The 14,448-nt window shown below is 73.3% G+C and carries 16 protein-coding genes and 1 other RNA gene; 13 read left to right on the top strand and 4 right to left on the bottom strand.

Annotation, left to right across the window (positions count from 1 at the left end):
* The first annotated feature begins 43 nt into the window (after positions 1-43).
* Genes OGL89_RS04750 through OGL89_RS04730 form a run of 5 tightly spaced genes read left to right on the top strand, consistent with a single transcriptional unit; the run spans position 44 to position 4,698 of the window.
* Positions 44-775 (top strand): MIP/aquaporin family protein, encoded by a 732-nt coding sequence (locus OGL89_RS04750; protein ID WP_263118724.1) that lies wholly within the window; start codon positions 44-46, stop codon positions 773-775.
* A 25-nt stretch (positions 776-800) separates the two neighbouring features.
* Positions 801-2,495, top strand: coding sequence for a dihydroxyacetone kinase family protein (locus tag OGL89_RS04745; RefSeq protein WP_263118723.1), 1,695 nt, complete (start codon positions 801-803; stop codon positions 2,493-2,495).
* Entirely contained in the window at positions 2,492-3,247 is a 756-nt protein-coding gene (locus OGL89_RS04740) for a triose-phosphate isomerase family protein (RefSeq protein WP_263118722.1), read from the top strand. The genes OGL89_RS04745 and OGL89_RS04740 overlap by 4 nt, the downstream gene beginning before the upstream one ends.
* Entirely contained in the window at positions 3,247-3,714 is a 468-nt protein-coding gene (locus OGL89_RS04735) for a ribose-5-phosphate isomerase (protein ID WP_263118721.1), read from the top strand. Before OGL89_RS04740 ends, OGL89_RS04735 begins: the two co-directional genes overlap by 1 nt.
* Positions 3,715-3,729: 15 nt before the next feature.
* Entirely contained in the window at positions 3,730-4,698 is a 969-nt protein-coding gene (locus tag OGL89_RS04730; RefSeq protein ID WP_263118720.1) for a sugar-binding domain-containing protein, read from the top strand.
* 1 nt (position 4,699) lies between these two features.
* On the opposite strand, the gene OGL89_RS04725 is transcribed toward OGL89_RS04730, so the two are convergent.
* Positions 4,700-5,179, bottom strand: a complete 480-nt coding sequence (locus OGL89_RS04725) for a DUF6328 family protein (RefSeq protein WP_263118719.1) — start codon at positions 5,177-5,179, stop codon at positions 4,700-4,702.
* The gene (locus OGL89_RS04720) at positions 5,176-5,652 is read right to left on the bottom strand and encodes a GNAT family N-acetyltransferase (RefSeq protein ID WP_263118718.1); all 477 of its coding nucleotides are present in this window, start codon (positions 5,650-5,652) and stop codon (positions 5,176-5,178) included. The genes OGL89_RS04725 and OGL89_RS04720 overlap by 4 nt, the downstream gene beginning before the upstream one ends.
* Before the next feature lie 116 nt (positions 5,653-5,768).
* Here OGL89_RS04720 and ssrA point away from each other — a divergent pair.
* The 4 genes from ssrA (at position 5,769) to OGL89_RS04700 (ending at position 8,856) form a co-directional block, all read left to right on the top strand.
* Positions 5,769-6,136: a transfer-messenger RNA gene (ssrA, locus tag OGL89_RS04715) on the top strand.
* 231 nt (positions 6,137-6,367) lie between these two features.
* Positions 6,368-6,829, top strand: coding sequence for a PadR family transcriptional regulator (locus OGL89_RS04710; protein ID WP_263118717.1), 462 nt, complete (start codon positions 6,368-6,370; stop codon positions 6,827-6,829).
* A gap of 84 nt (positions 6,830-6,913) precedes the next feature.
* Positions 6,914-8,515: an AarF/UbiB family protein gene (locus OGL89_RS04705; protein ID WP_263118749.1), complete on the top strand. Its 1,602-nt coding sequence runs from the start codon at positions 6,914-6,916 to the stop codon at positions 8,513-8,515.
* Positions 8,516-8,562: 47 nt separating this feature from the next.
* The gene (locus tag OGL89_RS04700; protein ID WP_263118716.1) at positions 8,563-8,856 is read left to right on the top strand and encodes a DUF1905 domain-containing protein; all 294 of its coding nucleotides are present in this window, start codon (positions 8,563-8,565) and stop codon (positions 8,854-8,856) included.
* On the opposite strand, the gene OGL89_RS04695 is transcribed toward OGL89_RS04700, so the two are convergent.
* On the bottom strand, positions 8,853-9,197 hold the full coding sequence (locus OGL89_RS04695) for a hypothetical protein (RefSeq protein ID WP_263118715.1): 345 nt from the start codon (positions 9,195-9,197) through the stop codon (positions 8,853-8,855). The genes OGL89_RS04700 and OGL89_RS04695 overlap by 4 nt on opposite strands.
* A 178-nt stretch (positions 9,198-9,375) precedes the next feature.
* Here OGL89_RS04695 and OGL89_RS04690 point away from each other — a divergent pair, with 178 nt between their 5' ends.
* Both OGL89_RS04690 and OGL89_RS04685 read left to right on the top strand, forming a co-directional pair.
* Complete coding sequence (locus tag OGL89_RS04690; RefSeq protein ID WP_263118714.1) at positions 9,376-10,251, top strand: LysR family transcriptional regulator; 876 nt, start codon at positions 9,376-9,378, stop codon at positions 10,249-10,251.
* Between the two features lie 67 nt (positions 10,252-10,318).
* Complete coding sequence (locus OGL89_RS04685; protein ID WP_263118713.1) at positions 10,319-10,741, top strand: VOC family protein; 423 nt, start codon at positions 10,319-10,321, stop codon at positions 10,739-10,741.
* Here OGL89_RS04685 and OGL89_RS04680 read toward each other — a convergent pair.
* Positions 10,738-11,559, bottom strand: a complete 822-nt coding sequence (locus OGL89_RS04680; RefSeq protein WP_263118712.1) for a class I SAM-dependent methyltransferase — start codon at positions 11,557-11,559, stop codon at positions 10,738-10,740. The two genes, OGL89_RS04685 and OGL89_RS04680, sit on opposite strands and share 4 nt — an antisense overlap.
* Positions 11,560-11,622: 63 nt before the next feature.
* On the opposite strand from OGL89_RS04680, the gene OGL89_RS04675 reads away from it, so the two are divergent.
* Positions 11,623-13,176, top strand: coding sequence for a PucR family transcriptional regulator (locus OGL89_RS04675; RefSeq protein ID WP_263118711.1), 1,554 nt, complete (start codon positions 11,623-11,625; stop codon positions 13,174-13,176).
* 147 nt (positions 13,177-13,323) lie between these two features.
* A complete protein-coding gene (locus OGL89_RS04670; RefSeq protein ID WP_263118710.1) occupies positions 13,324-14,433 on the top strand; it encodes a LacI family DNA-binding transcriptional regulator in 1,110 nt (369 codons plus the stop codon).
* Positions 14,434-14,448 lie beyond the last annotated feature (15 nt).

The raw sequence follows: 14,448 nt of genomic DNA, 5'->3' as shown, positions 1-14,448 counted from the left end.
ATCGCCCGGGTGACGCAGCCCGGGCCTGGAAGACAGGGCGGACATGGGCGTCTCGCTGGGCACGATCTTCCTCTCGGAGTTCTTCGGCACGGCACTGCTGCTGCTGATGGGGCTCGGAGTGGCCATGAACCTGCAGCTCGTCCGGACCTACGGGGGCAGCGGAACCACACTGATGGGTGCGTTCGGCTGGGGTCTCGGCGTGTTCTGCGCCATCTACATCGCCGGGGTCTCCGGCGCTCACATCAACCCCGCGGTGACGATCGGCAAGGTCGTCGAGGGCAGCGGGGAGCTCGCACCGGGGGTGGCCACCACGGTCGGCTCGGTGGCTCTCTACCTCGGTGCGCAGTTCCTGGGCGCGTTCGTCGGCTCGGTGCTGGCCTGGTTCGTCTACCGCGACCACTTCGACCAGACCGAGGACCAGACGGTCCAGCTGAAGTCGATGGTGACCTACCCGGCGATCCGCCGGCACGGGCACAACTTCCTGGTGGAGGTCATCGCCACCTTCGTGCTGGTGTTCGTGATCCTGTCCCAGGGCGACACCCCGAGCGGGCTCGGACCGCTGGCGGTCGGCCTGGTCGTGATCGGCGTCGGCATCACCCTCGGCGGCAACACCAACTGGTCGCTGAACTCGGCGCGTGACCTGTCCGCGAGGATCGCGTTCAGCATCCTGCCGATCAAGGGCAAGGGCTCCGCGGACTGGTCGTACTGGTGGCCGCCGGTGCTCGGTCCGCTGGTCGGCGGCGCGATCGCCGGTCTCGCCTCCGCCGCCTGGTGACCCCCCACTTCGAAGGAGAAGTTCCATGACCACGGTGTTCAACGACGCGACCCGGTTCGCGGACGACATGCTCTCCGGATTCACCCGGCTGCACGCCGACCTGGTGGAGAAGGTCCACGGCGGCGTGGTCCGGGCCACCGAGACCGCACCCGGCAAGGTCGCGGTCGTGATCGGCGGCGGCTCCGGGCACTACCCGGCCTTCGCGGGATGGGTCGGCCCCGGGCTGGCCGACGGCGCGGTGTGCGGGGACGTCTTCGCCTCCCCGTCCACCCAGCAGATCGAGTCGGTGGCCCGGGCCGCGGAGAACGGCGGTGGGGTGCTGTTCAGCTACGGCAACTACGCCGGTGACGTGCTGAACTTCGACCTGGCGCAGGACCGGCTCCGGGCGGCGGGCGTCCCGGCGCACTCGATCCCGGTCACGGACGACGTGACCAGCGCCCCGGCCGACGACGCCGGTCGCCGCCGCGGCACCGCCGGGGACCTGGTGGTGTTCAAGATCGCCGGGGCAGCCGCCGAGGCGGGCTACGACCTGGACGCGGTCACCGAGGTCGCCCGCCGGGCCAACGCCCGGACGGTGTCCTTCGGCATCGCGTTCGCCGGGTGCACGCTCCCCGGCGCCGACGGCCCGCTGTTCACCGTCCCCGAGGGGCGGATGGGCGTCGGCATGGGGGTGCACGGCGAGCCGGGCATCGCCGAGCAGGACGTGCTGCCGTCGGCCGAGCTGGCGTCGATGCTGGTCGAGAAGCTGCTCGCCGAGCGACCCGCCGACCATGACGGCCGGGTGATCGCCCTGCTCAACGGCCTGGGCGGCACCAAGTACGAGGAGCTGTTCGTGCTCTGGAACGACGTGGCCGGTCTGCTCGGCAAGGCCGACCTGCAGGTGGTCGCCCCCGAGGTGGGCGAGCTGATCACCAGCCTGGACATGGCCGGCTGCTCGCTCACCCTGACCTGGCTGGACGAGGAGCTGGAGCGGTTCTGGACCGCGCCGGCCACCACCCCGGCGTTCCGGCGCGGGCACACCGAGACCGGTGCGCACCGGCAGCGCCGGGTGGTCGAGGAGTCGGGTCCGGCCGGATTCGCCGAGGCGGCACCGGAGTCCCGGGCCGCCGCGGCCGGGCTGCTGGCACTCGCGGAGCGGGCGGACGTGGCGCTGGAGGCGGCGGTCGACGACCTCGGCCACCTGGACGCGATCGCCGGCGATGGGGACCACGGCCGGGGGATGAGCGCCGGGATGACCGCCGCGCTGACCGCCCTGCGCGCCGCCGTCGAGGCCGGAGCCGGGGTGTCCTCCGCGCTGGGGCACGCCGGCGACGCCTGGGGCGAACGAGCCGGCGGCACCTCCGGCGCCCTGTGGGGCACCGGGCTGCGGGCGGTGGCCGATCGGCTCTCCGACACCACGGCGCCGGGCGCGCAGGACGTGGCCGCCGCCGTGCGGGCCGGTCTGGACCACGTGCTCGGCTTCGGCAAGGCGCACGTCGGGGACAAGACGCTGATCGACGCGCTGGCGCCGTTCGCCGACGCGCTCGACGCCCGGGTCGCCGCCGGTGACGGCCTCCGGGACGCCTGGTCCGCCGCGGCCGTCGTCGCCGACGAGGCCGCGCGGGCCACCGCCGAGCTCACGCCGAGGATCGGCCGTGCCCGTCCGCTCGCCGAGCGCAGCGTCGGACACCCGGACCCCGGTGCGGTGTCCCTGGCCCTGATCCTCGGGGTGGACCTGTGACCCAGGCCGCCAGGCCGCTCGCCGCGGTCAGCCTGAAGGCGTATCTCGGTCATGCCGAGACCGCCCGCTGGCTGGCCGTGGTGCGCCCGGTCGCCGCCGCCCGGCCCGCGGTCGAGGTCGCGGTGCTGCCGCAGCTCACCTCGGTGCCGGAGGCGGTGGCCGTGCTCGGAGACGTCTGCGCGGTCGGCGCCCAGTCCGTCTCGGTCGCCGACCCCGGCGCCGCGACCGGCGAGGTCCCCGCGGCGGTGCTCGCCGAGCTCGGGGTCCGGTACGGGGAGATCGGCCACGCCGAGCGCCGGGCCGCGGGGGAGAGCGACGACCTGTTCGCCGCGCAGGCCCGCGCCGCGGTGGGCGTCGGCGTCGAGCCGCTGATCTGCGTCGGCGAGGACCCGCGCACCGACCCGGTGGACGCGGCGGTGCGCTGCGTGCGTCAGCTCGACGCGGTGCTGGCCGGCGTGGCGCCCAGCGTCCCGGTGGTCGTCGCCTACGAGCCGGTCTGGGCGATCGGCGCCGAGGACCCCGCCCCCGCCACCCACGTCACCGAGGTCGCCGACCGGTTGCGCCGCTGGGCGCAGCACCGCGGCCGCACCGTGCGGCTGTTGTACGGCGGCACCGCGGGACCCGGCACCTTCGCGGCGCTGCACCCGCACGTCGACGGCCTGTTCCTGGGCCGCCGCGCGCACGACCCCGCCGCCCTGGCGGACGTGCTGGACGAGATGGCGCGCACCGTGCGCGCCGGAGAGGACTCCTGATGAGCGACACCCTGCGGATCATCGTCGGCAGCGACGAGGCGGGCCTGCAGTACAAGGACGCCCTGCGCGACCTGCTGGCCGCCGACCCGCGGGTCGCCTCGGTGCAGGACGTGGGGGTGCACGCCGGCGAGGACACCGCCTACCCGCACGTCGCCGTGACCGCCGCGGAGAAGATCGTCGCCGGGCAGGCCGACCGCGCGCTGCTGTTCTGCGGCACCGGCCTCGGTGTCGCGATCAGCGCCAACAAGGTCGCCGGGATCCGCGCCGTCACCGCCCACGACTCCTACTCCGTCGAGCGCGCCGTGAAGTCGAACAACGCCCAGGTGCTCACCATGGGCCAGCGGGTGATCGGGTTGGAGCTGGCCAAGAAGCTGGTCGACGAGTGGCTGGACTACCGTTTCGACCCGGCGTCGGCGTCGGCGGCCAAGGTGGACGCGATCAGCTCCTACGAGAGCGGCGCCTGCTGACCTGAGGAGGGGACCGTGCACCGCGACCGACGCGCAGCCCTGGCGGCCGTGGCCGAGATGTACCACCTGGACGGGCTGTCCATGCGGGAGATCGCCGAACGGCGGCACGTGTCCCGGTCCACCGTCTCCCGGATGCTCACCCAGGCCCGCGAGCGGGGTGTGGTCGAGATCGCCGTCCACCACAGCGAACGCCGGTCCTCCGAGGTCGCCCGCACCCTGGAGGAGCAGTACGGCGTGCACGCCGAGGTCGTCCCGGTGGCGACCGGCACCAGCGAGGTCGACCGGCTGGAACAGGTCGCCCTCCGCGGCGCCGAGCACGTCCGGGCGGTGTTCGGCAGCGACATGACCCTGGTCATCCCGTGGGGCACCACCGTCGCCGCGGTCGCCCGGCACCTGATCCCGCGCCGCACCACCGGCTCCCGGGTCGTCCAGCTCAACGGCTCCGGCAACACCTACAGCTCCGGCATCGCCTACGCCTCCAGCATCATCGACCTGTTCGGCGCGGCCTTCGACGCCTCGGTGCACCACTTCCCGGTGCCGGCGTTCTTCGACGACGCGGCCACCCGCCGGGCGATGTGGCGCGAGCGCTCCGTGCAGCGGGTGCTCCAGATGCAACGGCACGCGGACGTCTCGCTCAGCTCGGTCGGCAGCCTCGGCAGCGAGGTCCCCGGGCACCTCTACCGCTCGGGCTACCTGGAGCGCGCCGACGTCGAACGGCTCGCGGAACAGGGCGTGGTCGGCGACGTCGGCTCGATCTTCCTGCGCTCGGACGGCACGACCACCGGGATCGACCTGAACGAGCGGTCCTCCGGGATGCCGCTGCCGCAGCTGCGCCGCATCCCGCGCCGGATCCTGGTCGCCACCGGGCATGCGAAAGTCCCCGCCGTGCACGCGGCGCTGCTGGCGCACGCGGTGACGGACCTGATCGTGGACCACGACCTGGCCGTGGAGCTGACCGGGCTGCGGTCGTCGCGGCGGGGGTGAGTCACTCCGCCCGGCGCGCCAGCCGGACCGGTATCGCCACCCACACCACGGCCAGCAGCACCAGCACGGCCACCCCCGCGACGACCCCCGCCGCCCGGTTCCACACCAGGTCGAACAACAGCAGCGCCGACCCGCCCAGCACCAGTGCCAGCACGCCCAGCCCCGCCCGGGCCAGCCGGTCCGCATGCGACACCAGCGACTCCTTGCGGTGCCGCCGGAACAGCACCCGGTGCAGCGAGACCGGCGCGACGATCAGTCCGGTCGCGGTGATCGCCAGCACCACCAGGACCAGGTAGACCGCCCGCTGGTAGTCGTCCAGCTCGGTGAACCGGGACTGGAACGGCACGGTCAGCAGGAACCCGGTGAGGATCTGCACCCCGGTCTGGGCGACCCGCAGCTCCTGCAGCAGCTCGTTCCAGTTCCGGTCCATCCGCTCGGTGAGCGTCTCGTCCCGGCCGTCGGTGGGGTCCACATCGGTCATCGCGGCATCGTGCCGCCGGGGGAGTCGTCCCGCACCCGCAGCATGGTGTCCGATCCGCCGACCCGGCCCACCACTGTGAAGCCGGCCCGCTCGTACATGCCACGGGCGCGGTCGTTGCCGTCCTCGACGGACAGGCTCACCCGGGGCGGATCGGCCAGGATGCCGGCCAGCAGCGCGGAGCCCACGCCCCGGCCCCGTCCGCGCGGCAGGACCGCCAGGCTCAGTTCCGGGACGTCGTCCGCGACGTGGCCCCATCCGCCGGGCAGCAGCCGCAGCCACGCCGCGCCGAGCGGTCCGTCGTCGTCCTCCGCCACGATCCCGGCGTCCCCGGGACGGTCCGGGAAGTCGGTCACGTACGTCGTCAGCAGCGGGTCGGTGGGGTCGGCGCGGTCCTCTCCGGTCCAGTTCACCGCCTCGACCGTGCAGGCGAGCAGCAGCGGGCGATCGGCGGCGGTGGCGGGGCGCAGGCGCATGCCGCCCAGCATGGTCGGTGCGGTCGTCCGGCGTCGACGGGAATCACGGTGCGGCCGGCGCGGTTGGACCGGTAGACTGGTCGAGCCACGTTCGCGTGGTGCTTGACAACTTCACAGGGGGTGATCGGTTTCGACGGTGATCGTCGATCCAGGGGAAGCGGGCCGAGGATGCATGGTCATCTCGTCAACGCTCCATGCAAACCTATAGGTGCCGATTCCAAGCGCACCGACTTCGCCCTCGCCGCCTGAGCGAGTCCCGAAGTCCGTCAGCCTGAGCTAGCTTCCGTCTCAGTTCCTGGCGTCATCTAGGAAGCCACTGCTCGTAGCCTTGGTCACGGGGGCTGCGGGGACTTTCACGTGACTGGGCCCGTCCACTACTTGTCCGTGTGATGGTGGGGGCCGAGAAAAGCAGCTGCGGACTGCGCCCGGAGAAGCCCTGGTTTTTCGTCATCGGACGCGGGTTCGATTCCCGCCACCTCCACTTCTGTGATCGCCACGCCCCGGCCTGCCCCGTGCAGGTCGGGGCGTCGTCGTCCCGGGACGCACCACGCGCGGAGCGACGCCGGGCCTCCACCCCCGAGCGGCGTTACGATATATCGCTACCTATCGCTCACGACGGGAGATCGCCATGCACACCGGATTCAGCACCGAAGGACTGCGAAGCGGCGACCGGCTCGGTGCCGGCCTCCGTGACCTGGTCGAGGGAGCCCGCGAGATGCTCGACCGCCACCCCGGTCCGCCCCGTCGCCCGCGCGGTGACGTCCGGGCCGCGATCCTCGCGCTGCTCGCCGAGGAGCCGATGCACGGCTACCAGCTGATCAACGAGATCGAGAAGCGCAGCGCCGGCACCTGGCGGCCCAGCCCGGGGTCGGTGTACCCGACGCTGCAGCTGCTCGCCGACGAGGGCCTGGTCCGGGTCGAGACCGCGGGGGAGAAGAAGACCTACGTGCTGACCGAGGCTGGTGCCGAGGCGGCGGAGGCGCTGGACGCGCTGCCGTGGGAGTCCACACGCCACCACGACACCGAGCGGTCGTCCGCGCTGCCGAAGGCGGGGGTCAAGCTCGCCCAGGCGTTGGCGCAGCTCGGGCGGGACGCGACCCCGGAGCAGATCGACCAGGCGGTGCAGGTGGTGAACGACGCCCGCCGCAAGATCTACACGATCCTGGCCGAGGGCTAGGGCGTGGCGGCTGGGCACCGCGAGCTGACCGCGCGGGAGGCGCGGGCCCGGTACCGGCGGATCGTGCGGTTCGCCGCGCGGTTCATGGTGGTCGAGTGGTGGTTCGAGCTGGTGCTGCCCCGGTTCGGGCTCGGCGGGGTGTCGGACCGGGGGCGGACCGAACGGCTGCGGCGGTTCGCGCGGCGCTTCCACGGTCTGGCGCTGGAGCTCGGCGGGCTGATGATCAAGGTCGGTCAGTTCATGTCGACCCGGCTGGACGTCCTGCCGCCGGAGATCACCGCCGAGCTGGACGGGCTGCAGGACGAGGTGCCCGCGGTGCCCTTCGACGGGATCCGGACCGTGGCCGAGGCCGACCTGGGTGTCACGCTGGAGCGGGCGTTCGCGTCCTTCGACCCGGTGCCGGTCGCCGCGGCGTCGTTGGGCCAGGCGCACCGGGCGCGGCTGTCGACGGGTCTGGCGGAGGACGCCGGCTTCGCCGACGTCGTGGTCAAGGTGCAGCGGCCGGGGATCGACACGATCGTCCGGATCGACCTGGCGGCGCTGCGCCGGATCGCGGGCTGGCTGAGCCGGGTCCGGTTCGTGTCCTCGCGGGTGGACGCGCCGGCCATCGTCGAGGAGTTCGCCGCCACCAGCCTGCTGGAGATCGACTACCTGCACGAGGCGGGCAGCGCGGAACGGTTCGCCGAGGGGTTCGCCGAGGACGCGCGGGTGGCGACGCCGCGGGTGGCCTGGGAGCGGACCGCCGGGCGGGTGCTCACCCTGGAGGACGTCAGCGCGATCAAGATCTCCGACGTCGAGTCGCTGCGGGCGGCCGGGGTGGACCCGGACGCGGTCGCGGACGAGCTGGCGCGGGTCACCTTCGAGCAGCTGTTCGTGCACGGCTTCTTCCACGCGGACCCGCACCCGGGCAACATCTTCGTGACCCCGGGCGGGGACGACTGGACGCTGACGTTCGTCGACTTCGGGATGATGGGGCAGATCCCGGACGACCTGCGCGCGGGCCTGCGGGACGTGGTGATCGCGATCGTGGGCCGGGACGCGCGCGGCATGGTGGCCGGGATCCAGCGGATCGGCGTCCTGCTGCCCAGCGCGGACACCGCGGGGCTGGAACGGGCGATGACCGAGCTCTTCGACCGGTTCGGCGGGATGGCCGTCTCCGAGCTGGCGGCGGTCGACCGCCGGGAGATGGTCGACTTCGCGGACGAGTTCGGCGAGACCCTGCGCACGCTGCCGGTGCAGCTGCCGGAGAACTTCCTGCTGATCATCCGGGCGATCTCGCTGGTGTCCGGGGTGTGCAGCACGCTGAACCCGGCCTTCAACATGTGGCAGGCCGTCGAGCCCTACGCCGGATCGCTGGTGCGCAGCGAGGGCGGGCGCACCGTGCAGGACCTCGGCCGGCAGGCGATGTCGACCGTGGCGTCGCTGGCCGGGATGCCGCGACGGATCGACGGCGTGCTGACCCAGATCGAGCACGGGCGGCTGGCGGTGGCCTCGCCCGGGACCGAGCGACGGCTGGCCGCGGTCGAGCGGGCGGTGGGACGCGTGGTGTCGGCGGTGCTGTTCGCGGGGTTGGTGATCGCGGGGGCGCTGCTGCGGGCGGACGACGGGGCGCTGGGGGCCGGGTTGATGGTCGCGTCGGTGCTGCCGCTGGGCCATGCGGTGCTGGCCGGACGGCGGCGGCGGTAGACCGCTCCGAGCGGGCCGGTGTCGGCGCCGTGCGCCACGATGCCTCCATGCGCGTCACCTTCGAGGCCCCGCTCTGGCAGTGGTCCTCCCGCCCCGACCTGTGGACCTTCGTCAGCGTGCCCGCCGCGATCTCCGACGAGATCCTCGACCGCGCCGCCGCCTACACCCACGGCTTCGGGTCGGTCCGGGTGGAGGTCACGGTCGGCGGCACCACGTGGCGGACGTCGATCTTCCCCGGCGAGGACGGCTACTCGCTGCCGATCAAGCGCGCGGTCCGGGACGCGGAGGGGCTGACGCTGCACAGCCCGGTGCAGGTCGCCCTGCGCGTGGTGGAGCTCTAGGCGGCGAGCGAGACCGGCGCGGACTCCAGCGCGGGTGACCCGGCCTGGGTCGGCAGCACGGCAGCCGCCGCGGCCGGCACGCGGTCCCGCGCCCGCTGACGACGCGCCCGCAGCACCACCATCACCGCGTGCGCCCCGACGACCATCCACACCAGGTTGGTCAGCACCGACGGCCACACGCCGGAGGATGCCGCGACCAGGCCCATGAACAGGCCGCTGATCACGTTGGCCAGCTGGTAGCGCCCGGAGGTGGGTGCCCACTTCCCACGGGTGACGAACACATAGGCGATGAGGCAGGTGACCGCGCCGACCCAACCGAGGGCGGTGATGACTGCGGACATGGGCGTACTCCGGGCATGACGAAGGCGGGCGAGGGGGTGGGGTTGTCGCCGGTCGGGGCCGGTGCGACCCCCTCAGTCTGCGCGTTTGCGTCCTTCAGCACAATCGAACAAAGTTGGACCAGGGATGTAGTGGAGCTAAAGAGGTAAAGCGTTGGCAACGGACCCGCGAAGACTCGCTGTGCTGCTGGCCGTGCACCGGGCAGGAGGGGTGCTCGCGGCGGCCGATCTGCTGCATGTGACGGCCTCGGCCGTGTCACAGCAGATTCAGCGACTCGAGGCCGAGGAAGGCGTCGCGGTGCTGGACCGCGGGCCGCGGGGGGCCACGCTGACCGCCGCGGGCCGGATCCTGGCCGAGGCGGCGGAGCGGATCGAGGCGGAGCTGGTCGAGGCGCGCAAGTCGCTGGCGGCGATGGAGGGCGAGCTCTCCGGCCGGGTGACGGTGGCGGGCTTCCAGACCGCGATCCGAGCGGTGATCGCCCCGGCGATGGGGATGATCGCGGAGCACCACCCCGGCCTGGACCTGGTGATCGAGGAACGCGAGCCCGCGGAGTCGTTGCGGCGGCTGCGCGAGGGGGACGCGGACATCGTGCTGCTGGAGCGGGACGAGGACGCGGACAGCCACGTGCCGCGCGGGCAGCGGGACGTGGTGCTGCTGGAGGAGCCGTGGCGCGCGGTGCTGCCGCCGACGGTGGCGACGCCGACCCAGCTGTCCGACCTGGCCGGTGCGACCTGGCTGGGGGCGGAACCGGGGACGGCGGCGGCGCGGGCGCTGGGCCGGATCGCGGGGGCGCTCGGCCCGATGACGGTGCGGCACGTGTACTACGACTTCGACGTGGCGCTGGCGCTGGTCGCCGCGGGGCAGGGGATCGGCATGCTGCCGGCGCTGGCGTTGCAGGGCGATCTGCCGGAGCAGGTGACGGTGGCGACGGTGCCGGGTCTGGGGTCGCGGCGACTGGTGGCGCGGCACCGGGCGACCCGCCGCGAGCCCGGTCCGGCGGTGTCGGCGGTGGTGGACGAGCTGCTCGCGGCGGCGTCCGGGCTCGATCTGGTCTGACCACTTGACGAGCGTGCGCGCCGCGCAGGACAGTGATCCAGGTCACATGTCCACCGAGGAGTCGACGATGCCCACCCGTCTGAACCCGTATCTGAACTTCCGCGACGACGCTCGCGAGGCGATGGACTTCTACCAGTCGGTCTTCGGCGGCGAGCTGACCCGGAGCACGTTCGGGGAGTTCGGTGCCAGCCAGGACCCGGACGAGCAGGACAAGATCATGCACTCGCAGCTGATCGGGGCGAACGGCCTGGTCCTGATGGCCGCGGACACCCCGAACTCGATGGACTACGCCCCGGGCGGCGCGATCTCGGTGTCGCTGAGCGGGGACGCCGACTCCGACGCTGAGCTGCGTGGCTACTGGGAGAAGCTCTCCCAGGGCAGTACGCCGATCGAGCCGCTGACGGTGGCCCCCTGGGGCGATGCCTTCGGGATGCTCACCGACCGGTTCGGCGTCACCTGGCTGGTGAACATCGCGGGCGCCGCCGACTAGGCGGCGACCGCCGCGAACAGCAGGTGCGTGCCGCCGTCCCAGGCTCCGGGTTCGGCGCAGGCGCGCTCCTCCTGGTCGAGGAACGACGCCCACCGCTCCGGGTCGGCCTCGACCGGCTCCAGCACCGCGGGGTCGGCGAGTCCGGCCCAGTGCGAGGCGCTGACGGCCACCAGCCGACCGCCGGCCCGTTCGATCCACGGTGCGAGCTCCGCGGAGCGGTACATCCGGCAGACGTGCGCGGCGCCGGGCACGTGCCGCAGATCCCCGGTGCGCAGGACCAGGTCGTTGGCCTGCTCACCGATCGACTCCGCGAGCCGCAGCACGCCGGGCAGCGAGTGCCGCCAGGTGCCGAGCGCGGACATCACCGAGGCCAGCACCGGGCGACCGGGGGCCACGATCCGGAGCAGCCCGCGCAGGGCGTCGACGTCGGACTCGAAGGCGTAGGACAGCGGGCCGCCGTAGGCGAGCACCAGGTCGAACTCGCTGTCCTCGTAGCGGCCGGTGTCGCAGACGTCGAGCAGTTCGCGGCGCTCGATCGCCGGGTGGTCGCCGAGCCGGTCCCGGTGGGCGGCCAGCTGCCCGGGGGACAGGTCGGTGACCACGACGTGAGCCCCCAGGTCGGCGAGCAGCTCGGTGAACCGGCCCGGACCGGCACCGATCTCCAGCACCCGGTCGCCGGGCCGCAGCGCACGGGTGAGGAACCGGCGATGCACCTCGTAGGACACCCGGCCGGCGGGGTCGGTGGTGAGACGGTCGTACTCCGCGGCACCGAGCCGGTCGTAGTAGTCGCGGATGCCGGCCCGGTCCTCGGTGGTCATCGATGAAGTCTGGCAGGGCGGCGACCTACGATGGGGCGATGCGCGCACGGAAGCTGGTGACCCTTGGACGTCCGTGAGCTGCTCGCGACGCCGGAGCTCGGTCTGAGCCTGGTGACCGCGGAGCCCGACGCGCTGGACCGCCCGGTGACGGCGGCGTACATCACCGATCTGCCGGATCCCTCGCGCTTCCTGTCCACCGGGGACCTGGTGCTGACCAGCGGGCTCTGGCTGGGCCGCGAGGACGGCGCGGAGACCTTCCTGACCGCGCTGGCCCGCCAGCAGGTGCCGGCGGTGGTGCTCGGGCTGATCGAGATCGGGGTCATCCCGGACGAGGTGATCGCCCGCTGCCGGGAGGCGGGCCTGACCCTGCTGACCGTCTCCCCGGGGGTGTCGTTCCGGCGGATCTCCGAGGTGATCGCGGGCAGTCAGCCCGGATCGGCGAGCGGGATGGCCGAGCGGTCGATGAGGTTCAGCCGTCGGCTGGCGGACACGGTGTCCCGCGGCGGCGGGGTGAGCGAGCTGCTCGCGCTGTTCAGCGCGGAGTTCTCGGTCGGCTGCTGGGTGATCGACGAGACCGGGAGCACGCTGGCGTCCTCCGGCCAGGTGCCGGAGCGGTCCCAGGTCGCCGAGCAGTGGAACACGATGCTGCGCCGGGAGGACGAGCAGCGGCTGATCGTGGCGGGGGAGCGAGGCCCGGCGACGATCACCCGGATCGGCGGACGGGATCGCACCGGGTTCTTCGGGTGCTGGGGCGATCACCGGGGCTTCTCCGAGGAGATGGGCCTGGCGGTGGACGCGCTGGCCGGTGCGCTCCGGGTGGAGATGGAGCTGACCAGCCGATGGCGGCAGACCCGCAACGCGCAGGTGGCGGAGCTGGTGCGGTCGATCCGGGACCAGGAGGCGTCCCCGGGTGCGATCTCGGCCCGGATGCGGCTGGAGGGTCTGGCCCCGCAGGACGACAAGACCGTGCTGGTCGCGCGGGTCGACGACCCGCGGTTCCCGGTCGCGGCGGTGCAGGACATGGTGCAGCGCACGCTCGCGGCCCGCGGGCACAAGGTGATGGGCGCGCCGATCGACGACACGGTGTTCCTGCTGGTCAACGGCGCGGATGAGCGGGAGCTCCCGCTGGCCGACCAGTTGACCGCCGAACACGGCTCGCTGCTGGCGGGCCGGCAGCTGCGGATCGGGATCAGCGACCCGGTGTCCGGCGTGAGCCGGCTCAACTCGGCACTCGCGACCGCGTTGGAGCGGGCCCAGAACGCGGCGGGCACCGAGCCGGTGCTGGTCTCCACCGCGCTGCACGTGCAGGGTCATCGGGCCCTGCTGCGGATGCTGGGCGAGAGCACCCGGCACGGCTACGCCCGGGAGGTCCTGGCCCCGCTGCTGTCCTACGACCAGCGGCACAACGCCGACCTGGTCGGCACCCTGCGCGCGTTCCTGGACGGCGGCGGCGCCTGGCAGGAGACCGCCCGCACCCTGCACCTGCACACGAACACGCTGCGCTACCGGATCGCGCGGATCGAGGAGCTCACCAACCGCGACATGAGCACCATGGCCGACCGCGTCGACCTGTTCCTGGCGATGGTCTGCCTCGACGAGGAGGACCCCGAGGCCTAGCGCGCACCGAGAAGCCGATCTGCGTCGGACAATTCGCCCGCGGGGCGACACGTCGTGGCTTCTCGCCGAGGAGGGTGACTCGCAGGTGGCGCGGATCGCGGGCTACGGTATCCGACGGTCGCGAGCAGCCAGTGCAAGGGAGGACCGGTGCCGAAGACCCCCACGGTGTACGACGTGGCCGCCCGGGCGGGCACGTCGATCGCCACGGTGTCGCGGGTGCTGCGCCGACCGGACGAGGTCCGCGCGGAGACCCGTGCGCTGGTGCACGCCGCGATCCAGGAGCTGGGGTACGTGCCCTCCGGGGCCGCCCGCGGGCTCGCCGCGCGGCAGACCGGCGTGCTCGGCCTCTGTTTCCCGGACGTGGACGGCATCGACGATCCGGCGGATCTGCCCGACCCGGTGTCGGTGGGCCAGACCGTGGAGGTGATCAGCGACCTGGGCGAGCTGCCCGCGGTGCATCCCGGGAACCTCTACATGGGCGAGGTGATGCGCGGCGCGGAGCTGGAGGCCTGGCGCACCGGCCTGGCCGTGATGATCGCGGTGGCCCGGGGGACGGAGCCCGCGGCGCTGGTCTCGGACCTGGCGGGCCGGGTGGACGGGCTGGCGGTGCTGTCGGCGACGGTGCCGGACGACGTGCTGGCCCACATCGCGCGGCGTATCCCCGTGGTGGTGATGGCGGGTCCGCGGATCGAGGGCGATGCACACGACCACATCAGCGTGGACAACGCGGCCGGGATGCGGGCGCTGACCGCACACCTGATCGCGGAGCACGGCCTGCGGGAGTTGGCGTTCATCGGCGGCCCGTCGGACGCGCCCGACGACGCGGAGCGATTCCTGGGCTACTGCGCGGCGCTGGCGGAGGCCGGGCTGCCGGTGCCGGCCGGGCCGGCGGTGCGTGGCGACTTCACCCGGGACACCGCGCGGGAGCTGGCCCGCACCATGCTGGCCGCGGGGGAGCTGCCGCGCGCGCTGGTGTGCTCGAACGACCAGACCGCGCTGGGCTTCCTGGACGAGCTGACCGCGGCCGGGATCGACGTGCCGGGCCGGGTCGCGCTGACCGGGTTCGACGGGATCGACGCGGGACTGGCCGCGCAGCCGACGCTGACCACGGTGCGTCAGCCGATGCTGGAATTGGGCCGGGCCGCGGTGGAGCGGCTGCGACGGCGGATGGCCGACCGCACGTTGCCGCCCGCGACGATCAACCTGCCGGTCAGGGTGCTGCTGCGACACTCCTGCGGCTGCACCGCCGGGGCGTAGGCACCGCACAGCCCC

The organism is Cellulomonas sp. RIT-PI-Y (assembly GCF_025642745.1).
In the GTDB taxonomy this organism is placed as follows: domain Bacteria; phylum Actinomycetota; class Actinomycetes; order Actinomycetales; family Cellulomonadaceae; genus Cellulomonas.
Note: the sequence above shows the minus strand (reverse complement) of the source record. Positions and strands in the feature narration are given on the sequence as shown.

Bases quoted from the DNA above. Each gene is read 5' to 3' on its own strand.
- OGL89_RS04750 (WP_263118724.1), top strand. From the start codon at position 44: ATGGGCGTCTCGCTGGGCACGATCTTCCTCTCGGAGTTCTTCGGCACG.
- OGL89_RS04745 (WP_263118723.1), top strand. From the start codon at position 801: ATGACCACGGTGTTCAACGACGCGACCCGGTTCGCGGACGACATGCTC.
- OGL89_RS04735 (WP_263118721.1), top strand. From the start codon at position 3,247: ATGAGCGACACCCTGCGGATCATCGTCGGCAGCGACGAGGCGGGCCTG.
- OGL89_RS04725 (WP_263118719.1), bottom strand. From the start codon at position 5,179: ATGACCGATGTGGACCCCACCGACGGCCGGGACGAGACGCTCACCGAG.
- OGL89_RS04720 (WP_263118718.1), bottom strand. From the start codon at position 5,652: ATGCGCCTGCGCCCCGCCACCGCCGCCGATCGCCCGCTGCTGCTCGCC.
- OGL89_RS04710 (WP_263118717.1), top strand. From the start codon at position 6,368: ATGCTCGACCGCCACCCCGGTCCGCCCCGTCGCCCGCGCGGTGACGTC.
- OGL89_RS04705 (WP_263118749.1), top strand. From the start codon at position 6,914: ATGGTGGTCGAGTGGTGGTTCGAGCTGGTGCTGCCCCGGTTCGGGCTC.
- OGL89_RS04700 (WP_263118716.1), top strand. From the start codon at position 8,563: ATGCGCGTCACCTTCGAGGCCCCGCTCTGGCAGTGGTCCTCCCGCCCC.
- OGL89_RS04695 (WP_263118715.1), bottom strand. From the start codon at position 9,197: ATGTCCGCAGTCATCACCGCCCTCGGTTGGGTCGGCGCGGTCACCTGC.
- OGL89_RS04685 (WP_263118713.1), top strand. From the start codon at position 10,319: ATGCCCACCCGTCTGAACCCGTATCTGAACTTCCGCGACGACGCTCGC.
- OGL89_RS04680 (WP_263118712.1), bottom strand. From the start codon at position 11,559: ATGACCACCGAGGACCGGGCCGGCATCCGCGACTACTACGACCGGCTC.